At 37.4% G+C, this 22,449-nt stretch carries 14 protein-coding genes; 8 read left to right on the top strand and 6 right to left on the bottom strand.

What is annotated here, in order from left to right; genetic code table 11:
* Positions 1 to 188 precede the first annotated feature (188 nt).
* On the bottom strand, positions 189 to 1,373 hold the full coding sequence (locus HCG49_RS12535) for a pyridoxal phosphate-dependent aminotransferase (RefSeq protein WP_168469874.1): 1,185 nt from the start codon (positions 1,371 to 1,373) through the stop codon (positions 189 to 191).
* A 14-nt stretch (positions 1,374 to 1,387) separates the two neighbouring features.
* Positions 1,388 to 2,491 (bottom strand): fatty acid desaturase family protein, encoded by a 1,104-nt coding sequence (locus tag HCG49_RS12540; protein WP_168469875.1) that lies wholly within the window; start codon positions 2,489 to 2,491, stop codon positions 1,388 to 1,390.
* 115 nt (positions 2,492 to 2,606) lie between these two features.
* Between HCG49_RS12540 and rsmG the strand changes: the two genes are divergently transcribed.
* The 5 genes from rsmG to HCG49_RS12565 all read left to right on the top strand — a co-directional run bounded on the left by rsmG (position 2,607) and on the right by HCG49_RS12565 (position 14,281).
* A complete protein-coding gene (rsmG, locus tag HCG49_RS12545; protein ID WP_168469876.1) occupies positions 2,607 to 3,242 on the top strand; it encodes a 16S rRNA (guanine(527)-N(7))-methyltransferase RsmG in 636 nt (211 codons plus the stop codon).
* A 1,182-nt stretch (positions 3,243 to 4,424) separates the two neighbouring features.
* Entirely contained in the window at positions 4,425 to 7,589 is a 3,165-nt protein-coding gene (locus HCG49_RS12550) for a SusC/RagA family TonB-linked outer membrane protein (RefSeq protein ID WP_168469877.1), read from the top strand.
* A 12-nt stretch (positions 7,590 to 7,601) separates the two neighbouring features.
* The gene (locus tag HCG49_RS12555; RefSeq protein WP_168469878.1) at positions 7,602 to 9,470 is read left to right on the top strand and encodes a RagB/SusD family nutrient uptake outer membrane protein; all 1,869 of its coding nucleotides are present in this window, start codon (positions 7,602 to 7,604) and stop codon (positions 9,468 to 9,470) included.
* Positions 9,471 to 9,564: 94 nt separating this feature from the next.
* Positions 9,565 to 12,876 carry a VCBS repeat-containing protein gene (locus HCG49_RS12560; protein ID WP_240938694.1) on the top strand — a complete coding sequence of 1,104 codons (3,312 nt, stop codon included), beginning with the start codon at positions 9,565 to 9,567 and terminating at the stop codon, positions 12,874 to 12,876.
* Between the two features lie 160 nt (positions 12,877 to 13,036).
* Positions 13,037 to 14,281 (top strand): multiheme c-type cytochrome, encoded by a 1,245-nt coding sequence (locus tag HCG49_RS12565; protein WP_168469879.1) that lies wholly within the window; start codon positions 13,037 to 13,039, stop codon positions 14,279 to 14,281.
* 117 nt (positions 14,282 to 14,398) lie between these two features.
* Here the strand turns inward: HCG49_RS12565 and pruA are convergent, their stop codons facing one another.
* The 4 genes from pruA to HCG49_RS12585 form a co-directional block, all read right to left on the bottom strand.
* On the bottom strand, positions 14,399 to 16,027 hold the full coding sequence (gene pruA / locus HCG49_RS12570) for an L-glutamate gamma-semialdehyde dehydrogenase (RefSeq protein ID WP_168469880.1): 1,629 nt from the start codon (positions 16,025 to 16,027) through the stop codon (positions 14,399 to 14,401).
* Between the two features lie 83 nt (positions 16,028 to 16,110).
* Positions 16,111 to 16,497 (bottom strand): Co2+/Mg2+ efflux protein ApaG, encoded by a 387-nt coding sequence (gene apaG / locus HCG49_RS12575; protein ID WP_168469881.1) that lies wholly within the window; start codon positions 16,495 to 16,497, stop codon positions 16,111 to 16,113.
* A gap of 11 nt (positions 16,498 to 16,508) precedes the next feature.
* Positions 16,509 to 17,621: a DUF3667 domain-containing protein gene (locus tag HCG49_RS12580; RefSeq protein ID WP_168469882.1), complete on the bottom strand. Its 1,113-nt coding sequence runs from the start codon at positions 17,619 to 17,621 to the stop codon at positions 16,509 to 16,511.
* 52 nt (positions 17,622 to 17,673) lie between these two features.
* Positions 17,674 to 18,918 (bottom strand): DUF5103 domain-containing protein, encoded by a 1,245-nt coding sequence (locus HCG49_RS12585; protein ID WP_168469883.1) that lies wholly within the window; start codon positions 18,916 to 18,918, stop codon positions 17,674 to 17,676.
* Positions 18,919 to 19,067: 149 nt separating this feature from the next.
* Between HCG49_RS12585 and HCG49_RS12590 the strand changes: the two genes are divergently transcribed.
* From HCG49_RS12590 to HCG49_RS12600, 3 genes are read left to right on the top strand one after another with little or no spacing between them, the layout of a single operon-like run.
* Positions 19,068 to 20,420 carry a Na(+)-translocating NADH-quinone reductase subunit A gene (locus tag HCG49_RS12590; protein WP_168469884.1) on the top strand — a complete coding sequence of 451 codons (1,353 nt, stop codon included), beginning with the start codon at positions 19,068 to 19,070 and terminating at the stop codon, positions 20,418 to 20,420.
* 3 nt (positions 20,421 to 20,423) lie between these two features.
* Positions 20,424 to 21,692 (top strand): NADH:ubiquinone reductase (Na(+)-transporting) subunit B, encoded by a 1,269-nt coding sequence (locus tag HCG49_RS12595; protein ID WP_168469885.1) that lies wholly within the window; start codon positions 20,424 to 20,426, stop codon positions 21,690 to 21,692.
* A 2-nt stretch (positions 21,693 to 21,694) separates the two neighbouring features.
* A complete protein-coding gene (locus HCG49_RS12600; protein ID WP_168469886.1) occupies positions 21,695 to 22,447 on the top strand; it encodes a Na(+)-translocating NADH-quinone reductase subunit C in 753 nt (250 codons plus the stop codon).
* Positions 22,448 to 22,449: the final 2 nt, after the last annotated feature.

The raw sequence follows: 22,449 nt of genomic DNA on the forward strand, positions 1-22,449 counted from the left end.
ACAACGATTTAATGTATTGGTAAGGTTGCGACTAATGGTGGGTAATGAATCAAGGGGGTTTATGAAAATGGCCTAAGGGAGGTTTCTTAGGAAATGCTAGTGTTTTTTAAGGAAATGGAGAGTAGGGGTGAAAAAAATATGGCCGCCATTTAGAGGCAGCCATATTTATAAAAATATATAAAAACAAGTTATAGAACAGCCTTAATTCTGGCGATCGCTTCCCTTAGTTCTTTTTCCGATGCTGCGTATGAAATACGGATGCAGTTAGGGTTACCAAAAGCTTCACCGGTTACGGTTGCAACATTGGCGTGTTCTAACAAGTATAATGAAAAGTCAGAAGCACTGTTGATAACTGATCCTTTTAAGGTTTTTCCGAAGAAACCAGAAATGTCTGGGAATACGTAAAAAGCCCCTTCAGGTACGTTCAGGTTAAATCCTTCTATTTCACCTAATAAGGCTAATACAAGGTCACGTCTTTTGTGAAATTCGTCTATCATGTATTTGATAGAAGAAACAGGAGCCTCAAGAGCGGCAATGGTAGCGCGTTGGGCGATAGCATTGGCACCACTAGTGATTTGGCCTTGGAATTTGGTACATGCTTTGGCAATCCATTCAGGAGCACCGATATATCCAATTCTCCATCCGGTCATGGCAAATGCCTTGGAAACACCGTTAACAGTAATGGTACGCTCGTACATTCCTTCAATATTGGCAATGCTTACATGGCCTCCTCTAAAATTAATGTGCTCGTAGATTTCATCAGAAACAACAAAAACATTAGGGTGATTTCTTAGAACCTTGGCCAAGCCTTCCAATTCTTCTTGGTTGTATACCGATCCGCTTGGATTGCATGGAGAACTAAACCAAATCATTTTAGTCTTTGGTGTAATCGCTTTTTCCAATTGTTCCGGGGTCATTTTAAAATCGGTTTCTATACTTGTAGCAACTTCTACAGGTACCCCTTCTGCTAGTTTTACTATATCGCTGTAGCTTACCCAGTAAGGTGCAGGTAAAATAACCTCGTCACCTTGGTTTAACATTACCATAGCAATGTTGGCTAAAGATTGTTTCGCTCCAGTAGAAACCACAATCTGATTAAGACCGTAGGTAAGACCATTGTCTCTTTTAAATTTGTTGGCAATTGCCTGCTTTAAGTCTGCATATCCATCAACAGGAGAGTAACTGCTGTAGTTGTCATCTACGGCTTGTTTGGCAGCTTCCTTGATAAAATCAGGAATGTTAAAATCAGGCTCCCCTAAACTAAGCCCAATGATATCTTTTCCTTCGCTTTTTAATTCTCTTGCTTTTGCGGCCATAGCTAAAGTAGCCGAAGTAGCCATTGAGTTAATCCTATTGGATAAATGGTTTTTCATCTCGATGTTTAAATTTACTGATATTGTATTTCAGGGTTTTTGCCCAGTTCTTTTAAATGCTTGAAGTGCGAAATTATAGCTTTTCTAGTAGTTTTATATTCGTTGTACGGCAAATTAAATTCATTTGCTGTCTCTTTAACAATTTTGGCAATTTTTGTGTAATGTACATGGCTGATGTTAGGGAAAATATGATGCTCTACCTGGTGGTTCAGTCCCCCCGTAAACCAATTCATTATTCGGTTTTTAGTGCCGAAATTTACCGTAGTGAAAAGTTGGTGAATAGCCCAAGTATTTTTCATGCTGCCATCTTCCTGCGGTAATGGTGTGTCGGCATCTTTTACAACATGTGCCAATTGGAAAACAACACTTAAAATAACCCCGGCAACATAATGCATGATGAAAAATCCTAATATAATAGTCCACCAAGGTATGTCTAAAACTAACATCGGAAGTACAATCCAAATCGTGATATAAATAATTTTAGTCACTACCAGCATACTCCAGTTCATAAATGGATTTGGGAATTTACCATAAGCCAGTTTTCGTTTAGTGTAACGGTACATTTGTTGAAAATCGGTAGTAATAGCCCAGTTAAAAGTTAAAAGACCATAAAGGAAAATAGAATAAAAATGCTGAAATCTATGGTATTTTCTCCATTCGGCATGTTTAGAAAATCTAAGGATCCTACCGGCTTCCAAATCTTCATCGTGCTCGTGAATATTGGTGTAGGTATGGTGTAGCACATTGTGCTGTACTTGCCAATTATAGACGTTTCCAGCAAGAATATAGATGCTGCCCCCCATTATTTTGTTGACCCATTTTTTGGTGGAATAAGACCCGTGGTTGCCATCGTGCATAACGTTCATGCCAACTCCGGCCATTCCTACTCCCATAACGATGGTCAATAGCAAGTTGGCCCAATTAGGGAGACCAAGGGTTAAAATTAAAAAATAGGGCGCTAAAAATAAGGCGAACATAATAGCAGTCTTTACATGCAATCTCCAGTTCCCCGTTTTCTTAATATTATTATCTTTAAAATAGGAATTTACTCTTTTGTTTAAGGTTTTGAAGAATTGAGTGGAATCTTTTCTCGAAAACCTTACGGTTTCATTATTCATGCGTAATTTTTTGTAAAGATACGGTAAATCATATTTTAATTATATATATATGGTTTGTTAAAAGTTAACAAATGGCGTCGAAAATACTATTTTTGCAATTAATATTTTGAAAATTATGGGGATCGATATCATATATAAATACTTTCCGGATCTATCGGAATTGCAGAAAGAGCAGTTTGAAAAACTACAGTCTTTATACCAAGACTGGAACACTAAAATTAACGTGGTGTCTAGAAAGGATATAGATGAATTGTATTTGCGACATGTGTTGCATGCCTTGGCTATAGCTAAATTTCAACAATTTAAGCCAGGTTCTACCGTTATGGATGTAGGCACAGGAGGAGGTTTTCCTGGTATTCCGTTGGCGATATTGTTTCCTGAAACCCATTTCACCCTGGTCGATGCTATCGGGAAAAAAATAAAAGTGGTGCAAGAAGTGGTAGACGGATTGGGAATAACCAATGTAACCGCAAAAAATTGTCGGGTAGAAGAAATTAAAGAACAGTTTGATTTTATTGTCAGTAGGGCCGTGGCCGCTATGCCTACCTTTGTTCATTGGGTAAAAGGTAGGATAAAAAAGAACTCCGAGCACGATCGTAAAAACGGTATCCTTTATCTAAAAGGAGGCGACTTGGAAGAAGAATTAAAAGAATACCGCACGGTGCAAATCTATAACCTGTCCGATATTTATGAGGAGGAGTTCTATGAAACCAAAAGACTAGTGTATCTTCCTATGAAGTTTAAAGGATAGGATTAAATACTTAACATTCGGTAGTACGATTCTTTACATCTTTTGGCGTAGTCTTTTAAATATTTAAAAATTAGACTGAAGGAAAAAGATGTAGAAGTTTTTTGGTGGTATGTTGGATTTTTAGTTTTCATATCTTACGTTTTAGCAAATTTCACATTTGGGTTTACGTTAAATTTACAAAAAATTAACCTAAACTTTACATTGGAGTAGCTAAAATGTAAGAAAAAGTCTGTTTAAAGAGAATTTACTGTATTTATTATAGAGTATTAGGGGTGGATTTTAACTGGAAGGAGTGTGATTCCTGACAGAAGAATTTTTGCTTTAATATTAATGAATAGCAGAAAGGAGGTTTTGGAGGTTAGGAAATAATTGATCAAAAGCTATTCTGCCAAGGTATAAGGAAGTGTTGCTAGGAAAGATTCTTAGCAGATAGATATTTCCTAAAATTATATATAAATAGGGGAAAGGGATTCTTATTCTGTAGGTTTTGTAAGTTTAGAGTATTGTATAAGTAAATAACAAATAAAAAGGCCGCCCATTGGGCAGCCTTTTTTTGTTTGAAATATTATTAAGTGTTACCCTAAGAAAGGATATCTGTAATCTACAGGAGTAACAAAAGTTTCTTTTATTAATCTTGGAGATACCCAACGCAATAAATTCTGTGCAGAACCGGCCTTGTCGTTGGTTCCCGAAGCTCTTGCGCCACCAAACGGTTGTTGTCCTACGACAGCTTCTTAATAACAGAAACAGATGTGAAGGCAGCCTTCTGCTGAAGAACTCTTTTTTGGTGCTACTGTTTCAGGTTTTAATAAATTAATTCTTTGTTTTTCTCCTAAGTATGTTAACAATAATTTATCATAAATTAACATAATGTTAAATATTTTTATAAATTTATAGCAAAAGTCAATTATACGGTTATTCTTAGTTGAATGTGCCTTCAAAAGGTATCTGTTAAATTTTAAAAGTCATTTAAGACAATGATTTCTATCTAATTAATGGATCAATAGACTGCCGTTGAGGATTTTAATTAATAGTTTTTAAACCATTAAGCATTAAAATTTAACGAATTAAACCAGCCAACTCAATTTTAAACCTTATGAAAGAAAAAAAAAGTTTTCTATTCAACATGAAGACATTCTAAAAAAGAAATCGAAGTTTGGGCTTTCGGTTTTATTATTTGCGATGACCCTGTCTAGTTTACAGGCGGCATATGAAAAACCGAAGGCCGAAGGAGTTTATTCAGAATCACAACAGCAAACTATTACGGGGGTAGTCGCAGATGATATGGGGCCATTGCCGGGTGCTAGTGTTTTGGTTAAAGGTACCACCAACGGCACTCAAACAGATTTTGATGGTAATTACACCTTGTCCGGGGTTGCCAACAATGCAATTTTAGTATTTAGCTATATTGGATATAAGACGGTAGAAATACCGGTTAACGGACAGTCCAGCGTAAGCGTAACCATGACCGAAGACGCTAGTCAGTTGGAAGAAGTGGTAATTGTAGGTTATGGTGTTCAGAAGAAAGCAACCCTAACAGGATCTGTAGCAACCGTTGGAGGTGAAGCACTTGAAAAGTCTTCTTCTCCTAATTTAGGTGCTGCACTTGCAGGTAAGGTAGCGGGCTTGTATGTAGATACTGGCAATTCTGCTCCAGGTGCCGAAAGCACCGGTATCCGGGTGCGAGGTACCAACACTTTTAATAACTCCTCAGCCCTAGTGGTTGTTGATGGTATTCCAGATAGAGCGGGAGGAATTTCAAGGATAAATCCGGCAGATATAGAAAGTATTTCAGTGCTTAAAGATGCTTCCGCTGCGATTTATGGGGCACGTGCCGCAAACGGGGTAATCTTGGTGACTACCAAACGTGGAAAAGTTGGAGCACCAGTGGTGAAAATTACCAGCAATTACGGATTGCAAAGTTTTACTACTACTCCCGATATGTTGAACGGCGCTGAATATATGGATTTAGTAAATTTATTAAATGTATATAAACTTCCTACCAATGAATGGGCAGATGCGAATGCTGTTAGAGGGAGACCTTTTACCCGACCTAATGGGGAAGTCTTAAATCCAACCTATACCGAAGAAAGAATTCAAAATACGGCCGCAGGAGATGATCCATGGCTATATCCAGATACTGACTGGATGAAAGAAGTAACAACAAGAGGGGCACCAATTCAGCGTCAAAATCTTCAAGTTTCCGGTGGTACGGAGAATGTAAAGTATTTGGCTTCCTTGGGTCACTTAAGACAAGATGTAAATTTTAAAAACGCTCCTAAAGGGTATACACAATACGACCTAAGATTAAACCTAGATGCTAATATTAATAAATATCTAAGTATGAATGTAGGGTTGTATTCTCGTCAGGAAGAGAATTACACTGCCACTAATACACCAGGAAATATTTTTAATGATTTGGTAAGACAGTATCCTTGGTTTCCGGCCTATTGGCCAACTGGCGAATTCGGACCGGATATAGAAAATGGAAATAACCCTGCTATAAGAGTTACCGATCTTCCAGGTTATAATGATAATAAAACTAATTTTGTTCAAAGTAATATAGGGATAACATTGAAGGTTCCAGGAGTGGAGGGCCTCCAATTAATGGGGAATATGTCCTATGACAAAATGAATTATGACTTTAAACAATGGCAACGACCATGGCAGTTATATACTTGGGACGGAGTTAACAGGGACTCTTCTGGTTTAACAGCAGCAGATCGTGGACCCGGTGATCCAAGTTTAAATCAACAACACACTACCTTAACAGATTTTACAGCATCTCTAAATGCTTCCTATGAAAAGGAGTTTGGGAATCATTACTTTAAACTGTTAGGAGGGGTTACTCGTGAAGAGTCCGAGCAAAGTTTCTTTGGAGCATTTAGGAGATTCTTTTTATCAAGTGATCTAGCTCAATTGGATGTGGGAGGTAACGACGGTCAAAATAGTTTTGGTAATGGTTACGAAACAGCACGCCTTAATTATTATGGTAGATTAAATTATACCTATAAGGATAAGTATTTGTTAGAAGGTTTGTTTAGATATGATGGGTCTTATTTATTTCCAAAGAATAACCGATTTGGTTTCTTTCCAGGAGTGTCTGCAGGGTGGATAGTGTCAGAGGAATCATTCTTTAAAGAAGGTGTGTCATTTATTAATTTCTTTAAACTAAGAGGTTCTTGGGGGCAATTAGGAAACGATAATGTCGAGCCTTTTCAGTATATTGCTACATATGAGCTGTCTGCAACAGGTTTAGGGCCCGTTTTTACAACGGCCTTTGAAAATAAAGTAGCAAATCCAAATATTTCCTGGGAAACAGCGACTTCAAAAAACGTAGGGTTCGATTTAAGAACCTTGAACAATAGGTTGACCATTGGTCTGGATGTATACAAAAACTCTAGAAAGGATATTTTGACTACTCCTCAAAAAACATTGCCAGAGTATAGCGGTATTGCGGCTCCAGCGGTCAATATAGGGGAATTTGAAAATACTGGATATGAAATAAGTGTAGGATTTAATGGAGGAAACCCTTCAGGTTTTAATTATAACCTATCCTTTAACTTCAGTGATTCTAATAATAAATTAGTGTTTTTTGATGAACCAGATTTAGCAGACCGCCCATGGCAGCGTGAAACTGGAGGGGAAATTGGAAGACCACTACGATATAAATTTGATGGTGTTTTTCGTTCCCAAGCAGAAATAGACGCAGAAACCTTAGACTACAGCGGGGTAACACCGGCCTTAAAGCCTGGGGATGCAAGAGTACTAGATATTAATGGAGATGGTAAAATCGGTCCAGAAGATAAGACTCGTGTTGGAGGTAGTGCTTTTGCAGATACCCAATTCGGTTGGAACACGGCTATGAATTATAAAAATTTGGATTTCAATATGTACTGGACAGGTTCTGCAGGAGGTTATAATACCTATGAATGGAGCTTTATGTCCGGAACCTTGGCCAATGTGCAACGTGAGGTCCGCGATCGTGCCTGGTCCATAGATAATCCAAATGCCCCAGCACCAAGATTGGCAGATAGAGGAGATCAGTGGTATTCTGGTCAAACAGATTATGCACTTATAACTAGAGATTTTTTCAGATTAAAAACGTTGGAAATAGGCTATAGTTTGAATGAGGAACTTATTAGTCAGTTTGGTGTTAAAAGCTTGAGACTTTCACTATCAGGAACGAATTTGGTGACTATCACCGATTTTCCTTTCGATCCTGAGGTGTCTCAGAGTGGGGTGCGTGTAGATGATACAAGACAAGCTACTGGAGGAGCGGTCAATAATGGAGGAGCATATCCAATGTTGAAAACAATTATGACCGGATTGCAAATAACTTTTTAAAAAAACACTTAAATGAAAAAGAATATTTTAAAAAATGCAACTTTGATGATCTTCGGACTATTGGTTGTGGGCTGTAACGAGGACTTCTTGGAAACTACCCCGCTCAGTGAAGTTGGGGAAAACAATGTTTGGTCAGATAAAAAACTTGCCGAAGCAGCAGTATTAGATCTGTATCAAGGAACATGGGCAGGAACATTAACTCGTGAAGAAACAACAGATGCTTTTACCGATCAAGCGGTGTTTACTCATCCAGGTAGGGGGGTAGATGGATATACAGAAGGAAAAATGAACTCTGCAGGAAGCTTTATGGATATGCAGTGGATGAGTTGGCCTCAATTATATCCATTTATACGTAGCGCTAATGTTGCTATTCAAAAACTTACTGTTAACGAAGCAGGAATAGAAGGAGAGTTGGTAAACCGCTTGCTAGGAGAGGCCTATTTTATGAGAGGATTTTATTATACGCAATTGATGCGACAATTTGGAGGAGTTGTATTGCTTACCGAACCATTGACATTAGATAGTGAGGCTAATAATCCTCGTGGTACTTTTGAAGAAACCGTCGATCTTATTCTTTCAGATTTAGATAGAGCTATTGATTTGTTGGAAGATGCCCCAATAGATCCGGCAAGAGCTCATAAGATTACGGCTATGGCTATGAAGTCGAGAGTGTTAACCCATGTCGCTAGTGATCTATATCATCAATCAAAGAATTCTGGAGTATCAACAATAGCATCTTATAGTCATCCCGAATTAATTGGATGGACTAGCGGCTCGCAACTGCAAAGATGGGAAGCAGCAAAGGTTGCTTCTAAGGCCTTGTTAGACGCAACTACAGGATATAAGTTAGATTATACCGCTCCTGCTTCCCAAGCAGAAGCTATCCAGAATTATGAGGATATATGGTTGCAAGGAGATGAAAACCAGGATTTTATCTGGGGAAGATTGGTAGAGGAGTTTGGTTTTGGTTCTAGAACGTACCCAGGAGGAGATGGTTGGTCTCAGGGACCAGGAATGGTGGCATTGTATCACGGACCAAATGGCTATCACGAGTGGGCAGGAACTACGCCTACAGAAGCATTGGTTTCCAAATATGATTTTGCCGATGGAACTAAATTTGACTGGAATAATCCAGCACACGCCGCAGCTCCCTACAATGATCGTGAAGCACGTTTCTATTCTACCTTCCTTTACGATGGTGGTCCTTGGAAACAAAGAACAGATGATGTTGTTAAATACGATAAATTTAACGAGATACAAACAGGGTATTATACCTTGTCTGACGGAACCATCATCAACGGTGTAGATACAAGGCAAGGTCCTGTAGAAGATTGGAATGGTTCTAGAACCGGTTATTACTTTAGGAAATTTTCTGATCCAAGACAACCGGCATCCTGGCCTAATAACCTTCAAAAGATTGATGCCCCATATATACGTTATACAGAAGTATTGTTGAACTACGTGGAGGCTAACATTAATATTGGCGATGAGGGAGAAGCGATCATTTGGCTTAATAAACTTAGGTTTAGAAATGGTCTTCCTCCGGTAACGGTTTCTGGGGCAGCTTTATTAGAACTCTATAAACGAGAAAGAGATAAGGAATTGGTGAATGAAGATGCTAGGTTGTTTGATATGAAACGATGGTTAGAAGGACCACAGTCATTGAATAAACCGGTGAGGCAAGTCCTTATACAGGCTACTCAGAAGCCGGGAACAACAGTAACGGACTATAGAAAGGATACTGCTAAATTCAATTATACTTATAAACCAACGGATATCGTTTTCGAAAATAGGATATGGCAAGACCATGTTTATTTTATGCCTATAAAACAAGAAGAAATAGATAAGGACCCTTCTATTATTCAAAATCCAGGTTACTAGTCTAGATTAACTTTATTTAACAATTAAAGGAATAACCCTTAGCACTTATTGCGGGGTTATTCCTATTTTAGGAGTCTATTGATTATATCTATTTATGATGAGAAAAATTATTTACTTTCTTTTTTTGGGATTGCTGTTTCAGTCCTGTCAGTCAGAGTCAGAAACTTTGTTTTCGAAACTCGATGCTAAGGATACTAATGTTCATTTTAATAATAAGCTTACCGAAACACATACCTATAATTATTTTACCTATCCATATATGTATCTTGGAGGTGGGGTGGCTATAGGAGATGTGAACAACGATGGTTTAGAAGATATTTTTTTTACTGGGAATATGGTGGCTAATAAGTTGTATCTAAACAAAGGCAATCTGGAATTTGAGGATATATCTGTAAGTGCAGGGGTTGCTGGGGACGACCGTTGGTATTCAGGAGCAACCTTTGTAGATGTTAATCAGGATGGATATCCGGATATATATGTGTCCGTAGGAGGAAAGAACGGGCCTAACAACAATCAGCTCTACATTAATAATCGGGATAACACATTCACTGAAAGAGGGGCAGAGTACGGAGTAGATTGTGACGGTATTAGTATGCACGCTTCTTTTTTTGACTATGATAATGACGGTGATCTCGATTTATACGTTATAAATTATCCGCCAACAAGTTTTACCGCACCTGTTGAATATTATCACTATATGCTTAAAAATCATGAGTTTAAAGATTCAGATAAACTGTATAGAAACGACAATGGTAAATTTACGGATGTTACCCTAGAGGCAGGTTTAAGCTCCTTTGGATTGAGCTTGGGGGTGGTGACATCAGATGTTAATGATGATGGTTATATCGATATTTTTGTGTCCAATGATTTTAATGCCCCAGATTTTTTGTTTATCAATAATCAGGACGGGACCTTTACTAATCAGATAGACAATAGTCTGCAACAAACTTCATTTTTTGGAATGGGCGCCGATATTGCCGATTTTAATAATGATGGACGGTTAGATATCTTTCAGTTAGATATGTCCGCTGAGGATAATTTTCGGTCAAAAGCCAATATGTCCGCAATGGATCCTGATGCTTTTTATAGATCGGTAGACCTCGGTCTACACCATCAATATATGCAAAACTCACTTCAATTAAATAACGGAAATTCTAAAGAAGGGATTCCTTTGTTTAGTAATGTTGCTAGGTTGGCTGGAGTTTCCTCAACAGATTGGAGTTGGGGAGGGCTATTGGCCGATTTCGATAATGATGGCTGGAAAGATCTTTTTGTTACCAATGGTATTCGTAGAGATGTAAACAATAAAGATTTTTACGCCAAACACAGGGAGTTTTTTGATAAAATGGAAAATGACCCGAATTATAAAAATAAAGAGGAAGAAGTTGGGCTGTTAAAATATTTGGAACAATTGCCGTCGGAGAAGTTGAGTAACTATATATTTCATAATAATAAAGATCTCACCTTTATTAAGAAATCCAAAGAATGGGGATTTCAAGAAAAAACATTTTCTAATGGAGTAGCCTTTTCTGATTTGGATAATGATGGGGATTTAGACCTGGTAATAAATAATTTAGAGGATATTGCTAGTATATATAAAAACAATTCTACCGGTAAAAATCAACTGACCGTAAGTCTTAAAGGAGATTCCAAAGTGTTGCCTAATGGAAGTAAAGTATCTATATATACTTCTGAAGGAATGCAGGTTCAAGAGTATAATACCGTACGTGGCTATCTTTCTTCAGTGACACCATTGTTGCATTTTGGATTGGGAGATGTTAATAAGGTAGATAGCTTAGTAGTGAAATGGCCAAATGGCTATTACACAAAGTTGGATGAAATAAAAGCGAATCAAAGATTAACCATTAACTATTCGGAGGACAAGCTTGTAGCTTCAGAAAAGTCAAAGAAACTGGTTAAAAATCAATTCGAAACTATCAGTGTGCCGGATATTTTTAAGCACAATGAGAACGTGTTTAATGATTTTGAAGTTGAGGTACTACTTCCTCATAAAAATTCTACCCTAGGTCCAGCTTTGGCCACAGGGGATTTAAATGGGGACGGTCTGGACGATTATATTGTAGGTGGAGCAATAGGCCAGCCAACTGCCGTTTTTCTTCAAACATCCGAGGGCGATTTTAGGGAATTGAATATTCCTGATCTAATTAAAGATAAGTATTATGAGGATCTTGGGATTTTAATTTTCGACGCTGATAATGATGGCGATATGGATTTCTATATTGCAAGTGGAGGTAATGAATTTAAACCTAATTCGTTGGGGTATGAAGATCGGCTTTATGAAAATTTAGGAGGAAATCAATTCAATCGTAATAAAGAAGCCCTCCCCGATTTTAAGATTAGCGGAATGAACGTGACGGCATCGGATTTTGATAACGATGGAGATTTAGATTTATTTGTTGGTGGTCGCCTTGTTCCAAAAAAATATCCTTACCCTGCCGATTCCTATATATTAGAGAACGTAAGTTCGGATGAAGGTATAAGATTTGTAGATGCAACAGATAAAGTACTTCCTGAGCTGAGGTCTATAGGGTTGGTAACTGCTTCTAGCTGGTTAGATTTTGATAATGATGGATGGGAAGATCTTGTTGTTGTAGGGGAATGGATGCCATTAAAGTTTTTTAAAAATACAAAAGGTGTTTTTGAAGATGTATCCGACCAACTTTTTAAGGGAGCTTCTACTGGTTGGTGGTTTTCATTAGAAAAAGGAGACTTTGATAATGATGGGGATCAAGATTTGATTGTAGGTAATTTGGGGAAGAATTATAAATACCAAGCCAGTTCCGAGTCACCATTTAAGGTGTATTTGAATGATTTTGATAAAAACGAAACCGCAGATATTGTATTGAGTTATAAAAAAGGGGAAACTGAATTTCCTGTGCGTGGACGTCAATGTTCATCCCAACAAATGCCCGCCATTAAAGTGAAATTTCAAGATTATAATTCCTTCGCGAGTGCGTCGTTAAAACAGATTTACACCAATAAGCTTTTAGACGAATCACTTAGTTATGAGATTATTTCATTTGAAAGCTTATATCTAGAAAATATCGATGGAAAATTTATTGCCAAGCCTTTGCCGCAAATGGCTCAAGTTTCTAGTATAAACAAATTTGTAGTAGATGATTTTGATGCGGATGGAAAATTAGATGTTGTATTGGCTGGAAATTTATATAATTCAGAAGTAGAAACGCCTAGAAATGATGCTAGTTTTGGACTTTTCCTTCAAGGAGATGGAAAAGGAGATTTTAAAGTAAATGGTATGACGGAGTCCGGATTGAAAATCATAGGGGATGTTCGAGGTATGGAAACTATCACTATTAAAGGGGAGAAGCACATTTTAGTGGCAAAAAATGATGATTATTTGCAACTGATTAAAGTGATACAATGAAGTGTTGATGAATTTTAACCAATACGTGAAAACTTATTACAGGGAATATAGGGCATGTTTATAAGCCCTTTAAATGATCTGCTAATAAGTTTTTACATTTTGAATACTTAATATTCTAGAAATAGGTGGATAATTTGTTTCATGCTTATAACAAAAAGGGATGGGGGTTTTTAAAGTTGTAAACAAAAGAAAATTTTATACGAATATCATAATAGCCTTATTGGGATTAGTAATCTCCTGTGTAATATATTATTGCAAGAATGTTAAAATTGAGTCAGATTATTATACACCAACCATCCTTGCTACTCACGATAGTGGGGAGCACTTTGTAGGCTCGGTTAGCTGTAGGGAATGTCATGCTGACGTGTATGAATCCCATATCGAAACTGCTCATTTTAAAACATCGGGGATAGCCGATTCTCAAAATATTAAGGGTAGTTTTAAGGAGGGAGAAAACACCTTAGATCTGAATGATGTAACTTTTAATATGCTTTCCAAAGGAGATTCGTTCTTTCAGCACACGAAAATTAAAAATAGGAGTATAGAGATACTGCCCTCAAAATTTGATATTGTAATTGGTTCAGGAATTCGCGGCCAGACATATCTGTCTTGGAGGAAGGACGAATTATTTCAATTACAGGCCTCTTATTATACGCCAACAAATAGTTGGGTAAATAGCCCGGGATTCCCTTCTTATAGTGTAGAAAGGCCAATACGGGATGCCTGTTTAAAATGTCACCTAACCTATGCGAAAAACAGTGAAAATACACCAAAAGGAAATCGTTTTGATAGGGGACAAATGATTTATGGAATAGATTGCGAAAGATGTCATGGCCCTTCGGCAAAGCATGTGGCATATCAAAGAGAAAATCCAAAAGCTTTGGAAGGCAAGTTTGTAGTGAAAATGGATACTCTTTTACGGCAACAACGGTTGGATCTATGTGCGCAATGTCACTCTGGTCTTAGAGGTGTTTTGTTAAAAGGAAATGCTTTTTCTTATTTACCGGGAGATGATTTGAGTAAGCATTCCCAGAACTTAGATAATGGAAACTTAAATGAAAAATTAGATGTTCATGGCAACCAGTATGGACTTTTGGTGAAAAGCAAATGCTTTAAGGAAACGGATGTAATGGACTGCAATACTTGCCATAATCCACATAAAAAGGAAAGAGGTAATGTTAATGATTTTAATCTGAAATGTATAGGTTGTCACGATGGAAAGACAACAACTTGCAAGGTAGATAAAACTGAGGCCGATCACACAGGGAATAATTGTGTTAAATGTCATATGCCAACTACGCCTTCAACTGTTATGATGGTGCAATTGCCAAAAGATAGTTTGGAGACTTCCTTTAATATTAGAACTCATTTAATAGATATCTATGCAAAAGAATTATGGCGTTAATAAAATTAAGTTAACCTTTAAATGAAAGGTGTTGTAGGTGATTGAAATACAAATTGCCGATAAAATAAAAAGGCCGCCCATTGGGCAGCCTTTTTTTGTTTGAAATATTATTAAGTGTTACCCTAAGAAAGGATATCTGTAATCTACAGGAGTAACAAAAGTTTCTTTTATTAATCTTGGAGAAACCCAACGCAATAAATTCTGTGCAGAACCGGCCTTGTCGTTGGTTCCCGAAGCTCTTGCGCCGCCAAACGGTTGTTGTCCTACGACAGCTCCGGTTGGTTTGTCATTGATATAGAAGTTACCGGCACAGTTTTGAAGGGCTTTGGTCGCTTCTTCAATAGTGTAGCGGTCACCAGAAATAACAGCACCCGTAAGGGCGTATTCCGAAGTACCATCTATCAATGTAAGTGTATTAGACCACTCTGCATCTTCGTAAATATAAATGGTAACTACTGGTCCAAAAAGTTCCGTTTCCATTGTGGTATATTTTGGGTCGGTAGTTACGATTACGGTCGGCTCTATAAAGTAACCTTTCGATTTATCGTAATTACCTCCGGCAAAAATGGTTGCATTGGTATCTGCTTTGGCCTGATCGATATATTTTGCAAGCTTGTCAAAAGAGGCTTCGTGAATAACCGCCGTAATGAAATTGCTCATATCTTCAGGAGATCCTGGCTTGTTAAAAGACGCTAAGTCGGCCTTTACATATTCTAAAATTTCTTGTGCCGTCGATTTTGGTAAGTATACCCTTGAGGCAGCACTACATTTTTGTCCTTGAAATTCAAAGGCTCCCCTAACAATAGCGGTAGCTACTTGCTTCGTATTGGCTGTTGGGTGTGCAAGGATAAAATCTTTACCTCCCGTTTCACCAACGATTCTTGGGTAAGTGTTGTAAATATGGATGTTGTTTCCAATTTGTTTCCACAATTCTTTAAATACAAAAGTAGAACCAGTATAGTGAATTCCTGCAAACTCCGGACGGTCTATAACTGTTTTAGTAATCATAACAGGATCACCATAAACAACATTGATAACGCCATCAGGAAGTCCAGCTTCTTTAAATATATCAACAATAACCTTGGCAGAAAAGATTTGGTGGTCGCTTGGTTTCCAAACAACAACATTACCCATCATAGCAGCACTTGCAGGAAGGTTTCCGGCAATAGCAGTAAAGTTAAACGGAGTGATGGCATATACAAATCCTTCTAAAGGTCTGTATTCTACACGATTCCAAATACCTTCGGCAGATTCTGGTTGTTCTGCATAAATCTGGGTCATGTATTCTACGTTAAAACGAAGAAAATCGATGAATTCACAGGCCGCATCAATCTCTGCCTGATGAATGGTCTTCGATTGGGCAATCATCGTAGCAGCATTTATTTTAGCTCGATAAGGACCCGCGATAAGATCTGCCGCTTTTAGAAAAATAGCAGCGCGTTGTTCCCAAGCCAAATTAGCCCACTTTTCTCTAGACTCTAAGGCGTTGTCAATTGCTTCTGTAACGTGCTCCTTGTTGGCAAGGTGGTATTGACCAACAATATGTTTATGGTCATGTGGTGGAGACATAGGTTTGGTGTTCCCTGTTTTAACCTCTTTACTGCCAATATACATTGGTACATCAACAGTGTCGTTAAAATATGCCTTGTATTGTTTAAGAACTGCTTCTCTCTCCGGAGTTCCGGGAGCAAAACTTTTTATAGGTTCGTTATACGCTGTGGGGACTTGAAAAAATCCTTTACCCATGATTTTGAATTTTAGATTAAAAATAAGGCAAAGGTAATAAAAGCATCCGCGAAATTAAAGCGAAGATTATAAGTAATTTACGGTTAATTTAGTACAAATGGGGCACTGAATTTGAAATTGGGAATTTGTACCCTAAATTTTTCGGAATTGTTTAAGTTTACCATATTGTAATGACCTTTCATGGCTCCAATGGTAGAGGTTAGTAAGCAACCAGAACTATAGGTGTGAGATTGTCCAGGTCTTAAAACAGGCTTTTTGCCAATCACTCCCTCCCCGTTTAAAATTTCTAAATCGTTTAGAGAATCGTAAATCCGCCAATGTCTAGAAGTGAGCTGCACAGAATCTTTACTTTGGTTTTCGATGGTAATTGTATATCCAAAAGCGAAATGCATTTTGTAGTTTTTGAAAAATGTGCCTTCAAAACTTGTGATTACCGATATTTTAATCCCTTTGGTTATCTGTGTTGTCATAACGATAAATTCTAATATGTTAAAATACTTCCCAACGAAAGCAAAACCATTGAAAGTACTGCTAAAATAAGAAACACTACGTTTAAAAACATATATTTAACAAATGTCATTATTCTGCCTTGGCCATAAAAGTAAAGCATAGCTATGTATAGGTATATTCCAAAGATTAAAAGGAAAACTATATTGCTGCTTATGTTAAATGTGGTATCAATTAAAAGGCTTGTAATGAGCAATATAAATAACATTGATTGATTGTGAAAGCAAAAAATTAGATTATCGGTATAATTATATTTTTTCCTGACATACGTCATTAAAATGAACAAGGTAAATATTGGAAGTAAAAAGAATATTAAGAACGGTAGTCTCGATATAAGCGCCGTAATAAAACTTCCAGGTTGATTAAAAGCCTTTAGCAAGCCTTTTGTAGTTTTATAGGAAAGGAGGTTTTCCTTAGTGTTGGGGATATTGTATTTCTGACGAAGTGCCTGAAAGGAATACACTTTTTCATTTCTAATAAGCGTGTTGTAAAAGTCGATCTTTTTAGTAAATCGGTTGAAGGTGTTTGTGTCTTTTATAGTTTCAAAATATGCGGCCGGATTGCGAAGTATCACCGAATCCTTACTTCTTTTATAATCAATTAAATTTCGAGTAGTGCTTAGGGAGTCTGAGGGGTTAACCCCTTTAGTGTTACTGCCGTTGTTGTCGAAATTCATTTCCGATATTCCGGAAAATAAAAAATTGCTATCATCGGAAGTGTTGATATTGTCAAGTTGAGTGTAATCTCCAGTTGCGTTTAGAAGTAAAAAGTATATTATTGATAGGCTCAGTAAAAACCGAAATGGATTTGTGAAACTGACTCTTTTTCCTAAAATGTAGTCTTTAGTTATCTTGCCAGGATGAAATAAGAGATAGGACAGGGTTCTTATTACTTTGGAGTCATAAGAAATTAAGGTGGAGAAGAATTCAGCAATATAAATTTTTAGGTTGAGTTTTTTTGTGCTGTTTTCTTGTGAGCAATTGGGGCAGAATTTATCACTGATGTCCAATGAATGGTCACAGTTTAGGCATTTTGTACCTCGATACTTTAATTTGTACCGCCCTTTCGGAGTCGTAATATGTTTCATAGGAATCCGATTTTAAAGATTGCAGATAGGAAACAGTCACTTTTTTGTGGTTTTAATTGGTTAAAGTGGTTGAGTTTGCCGAGCCTATACCTATAATACTGTCATATAAATCGCCAAATTTTCTATAGTAGACCATTATTAAATAATTGTTTTCCGTAAAATGAAAATTGCCAGATACTGTATTCAGTTCTATAGTCCCACCTTTATTTTCAACGACGTATTTGTAATTGTAGAAACCTTGTTTCATTTTTATCGTAGCCTCCATATATCCGCTGTCCTCATTGTACGTCATTTTGTTTTCTTCATTAAGAGCGTAGTTGTTGTATTTGCCATAAACATATACGTTGTTAAGACCTAATTCCTTAGAGTATGGTAAATAGAAGTGAACAAAAGAATATTCTGCTTCTGTAGAGTTGTTTTCTCCTTGGAGGGTTCTAATTGCAAAATCACCGTTGATATCAGGAAAATAGGTGTAAGGGTGCTTGTGTCTGTATTCGTTAGGAAAAAGGTAGTGCTCGTAAAGATCGTTCAGTGCTATTTTAGAAATGGCAGCACTGGGAGCTCTTAGGTCTTTGGTGTCAAAATTCAGATATTCATTGCCCCCAAAAAAACTGGTTTCCTTGTCGTACTTATAGCTTAAAGTGTTTCCTAAAATAAATTGAGGTGTAAGGTTGTACTTGGCTGTGGGCCATTGGTGGTTTTGTAATATGGCGACTTTAACCTCTTTTTTGGGGTTGACCAAGGAAATATCACTAGCGTTTATGGAAAATTGTACGCTTTGTTTTTCATTGAGGTAATTAAAGTCTCTGGAGCGTTTTATCTCGGATTGAACAGATACGAGGTCTTGGTAGACAATAAAACGTCTGGAAAATTGAAGCTCATCATAATTATTATAAATAGCGATTAAGTAATTTCCGCTCACCTTTAAACTAACGTGCTCATTTGGAATGGAAAGCTTGTAGTTAGAGTATGGCTGTAAGGTAGAGTAACTGTTGTTGTAATCAGTGATTCGTTGGTTGTCCATGCCGTTCAGGTATTCGGACTTGAGGAGGGCAGAGGGGGTCCAATCGTAATTACAATGGATAATTTTAAAATAATAGTCTTCTTCGTTAGCGAAAAGGTCATCAAATTCTAAAAATATAGTGTCTCCTAATAACACTATGGGGAATTGGTCGTCAGTGTGGCCTTTGAAAATTATGGATTTAATATTCGATGGAGGATTTATTTCTTCTTGTACCTGAGCAGTAGATTGGTAGGTGCATAATAGAAATATTATCGTATAAAAATAGGATCGCATTTTATGATAATTTTACGTAAAGGTAATAAAAATGGCGGGTCAAATATTTTAGCAAGTCTTAATCTCTAAATTTATGGGTAATAATTATGAAAACTTTCTTTTAAGTGCTAAATTTGCTCGAAATTTTGATAACCTAAGGTCTACTAAATATGTCAAAAGACATTCGAATTAAAAAAGGCTTGAACATTAATCTTATTGGTGAAGCGGAAAAGATAACTTCCAAAGCTGTTTTAAGTAATGTTTATGCGATTAATCTTCAGGATTTTCACGGTATTACACCTAAAATGTTAGTTAAGCAAGGGGCTGAGGTAAAGGCTGGACAACCACTTTTCTTTAATAAAGATAAAGAGGATATGCTTTTTGTTTCTCCTGTGAGCGGCGAACTGGTTGAGGTAGTAAGAGGTGCAAGAAGAAGGATTTTAACTTTAAAGATTTTGGCCGATAAGAGCCAGGAATTTGTTGAGCACCAGACTATCGTGCCACAGAACGCTTCCACGGAAGAAATTAAAACGCTGCTTTTAAAATCTGGATGTTGGTCTTTTATAAAACAAAGGCCATATGATATTATTGCGAATCCGGACGTTACTCCTAAGGCAATTTTTATCTCCGGATATGCGACGAGTCCATTGTCGGCAGATTTGGATTATATTCTTCAAGGAAAAGAAAAGGAGCTGCAAGCTGCTATCGGTGCCTTGGCGAAATTGACTTCTGGGAAAGTACATGTTTCTGTGGGGAAAGGAAGTCAGTCTGTTCTTGAAGCTATGAGCGGTATTGAGCTACATAGAGTTTCAGGGCCGCATCCAGCTGGTTTGGTAGGTACTCAGATAAATAAAATTGATCCTATTAATAAAGGAGAAGTTGTTTGGACTGTTACTCCACAAGATTTGGTGATTATTGGTGAGCTATTGCTGACCGGTAAATATAATGCCGAAAGAATAGTGGCATTGGCAGGGTCTAGTGTGAAGGAACCAAAATATTATGCTACTAAAATAGGAGCGGAAATTGCAACATTCCTTTATGCTAGCGGTGTGAATACCGAAAACTTCAGACTTATCAATGGCGATGTGTTAACGGGTAGTCAAACTACACCTAATGGATATTTAGGGCATTATAATAGTACCGTTACGGCTATTCCTGAAGGAGATGATTACGAGTTGTTTGGATGGAATAAACCGGTTTTTGATAAGATTTCAACAACAAGATCACTTACTTTTTCTTGGTTGACCCCAAATAAAAAATACGATTTAAATACCAATACAAACGGAGAGCACAGAGCATTTGTGGTTACTGGAATGTATGAAAAGGTATTTCCATTAGATATTTATCCATTACAATTACTAAAAGCGTGTATGGTTAAAGATCTTGATGAAATGGAACAATTGGGACTTTATGAAGTAGCGCCTGAAGATTTTTCTCTAACGGAGTTTATTTGCATCTCTAAGCAGCCCCACCAACAAATCATCAGGGAAGGTTTGGATTTATTATATAAAGAAATAGGATAAAAGATGAGCTTAAAAAGTAATTTACATAACCTTAGGGAGAAATATAAGGGTAAAAAGATGGCTCCGGCCTTTAATGCGTTGCATACTTTTTTATATACTCCAAATGAAACTACGCACTCAGGCGGACATATTCGTGCCGTGGATGATTTGAAGCGTACGATGAATACGGTAATCATGGCGTTAGTGCCAGTGCTTATCTTTGGTATTTTTAATGCAGGATATCAGCATTATGCTGCCGTAGATGCTGCTAATGGCATTATTCGTCAAGCATCTCTTTTTGGTAATTTTATTACCTGGGAGAATTTTTTAATGGGAGCATGGACAGTATTGCCTTTGGTAATTGTGTCCTATGTTGTGGGTCTTGTCGTAGAGTTTATATTCGCGGTAATTAAAGGTCACGAAGTAGAAGAAGGGTATTTGGTTACCGGTATGTTAGTGCCGTTGATCGTTCCTATAGATACGCCATTATGGATGTTGGCCGTAGCTGTTGTCTTTGGAGTAGTTATTGGAAAAGAAGTTTTTGGTGGTACTGGGATGAATATTCTAAACCCAGCATTGACTATTAGAGCTTTCTTGTTCTTTGCTTATCCTACTTGGATGAGTGGTGATAAGGTTTGGGTACATCAAGCAGTTGAAAAAGCAGGAGGGCCTGATGCTATCTCTGGAGAAACTATCTTAGGGTTTTTAGCACAAGGAAAAGGATCTGAAATGACTTATTCTGTCTCGGATATGTTTTTCGGATTTATCCCAGGTTCTGTAGGGGAAACTTCTACGCTCCTTATTTTGTTAGGAGGGTTGTTCTTAATCTTTACTAAGATCGCTAGCTGGAGAATTATGGTGAGTGCCGTTGCCGGAGCTTTGGTTATGGGACTTATATTTAATGGTGCAGCAGAACTAGGTTGGATCGCAGAAACGTCTAAGTTTTATGGTTTGATGAGCTTTGAGTTCTGGAAGCACTTACTTGTAGGTGGTTTGGCTTTTGGTATTGTATATATGGCTACTGATCCTGTTACTGGTTCTCAAACGGATAAAGGGAAATGGATATATGGATTCTTTATCGGATTTATTTCAGTAATGATCAGAGTGTTTAACCCAGCTTATCCAGAAGGAGTGTTCTTGGCTATCTTGTTAATGAACGTTTTTGCTCCTACTATTGATCACTACGTGGTTAGAGCAAACGTTAATAAAAGAATGAAGCGTCTTCAAGCTAGTGCAGATTTGGCCGGAGGAGCTCATGGAAAAGCAAAAGAATTAAAAGCAGAAACAGTATAATCATGGCAGTTAATACAGAAAAAAATAGTTACACAATTATGTTCGCCGCTATTATGGTGATCGTAGTTGGGTCGCTTTTAGCATTTTTCGCATCATCCTTGAAAGAAAGAATTGGTGAAAACGAAAGACTGGAAAAGCAACAAAATATTCTTTACGCCATGGGTGTAAATGAGAATGAAGACGAAGGAAGCGTTAATTTTGTTTCAACAGATAAAGTAGCTGGTGAGTTTTCTAAATATATCAAAGACCAACTAGTGATCGAAGGAGAGAGTATTACTTCGGATCCTAATGCTTATTTGATCGATTTAAAAGCAGAAGAAACCAGAGCAAAAAACGGAAAGACAAGGAGGTTGCCTGTTTTTATCGGAGAAAAAGATGGGAAGAAGAATTACATTATTCCTATGCGTGGTAAAGGATTATGGGATGCTATTTGGGGCTTTGTAGCCTTAGATGAAACCATGGTAGTTCAAGGAGTGTATTTTGACCATAAAGGAGAAACTCCAGGGCTTGGTGCAAATATTAAGCAACGTTATTTTATGGATGATTTTATTGGGGAGTCTATCCTTGATAATGATCGTTATGCTGGTATTGCCGTGGCAAAAGGAAATAATGATCCTACCAATGAAGACAAAGACGATAATGAAGTTGATGCATTGGCAGGTGCAACCATTACAGGTGACGGCTTATCTGCGATGATCAAAGAAAGCGTAAACCTTTATAAACCTTATTTGGAAACCATAAGAGTTAAAAATTAAAC

Origin of the sequence: Arenibacter sp. 6A1, from assembly GCF_012272855.1 — a bacterium.
In the GTDB taxonomy this organism is placed as follows: domain Bacteria; phylum Bacteroidota; class Bacteroidia; order Flavobacteriales; family Flavobacteriaceae; genus Arenibacter.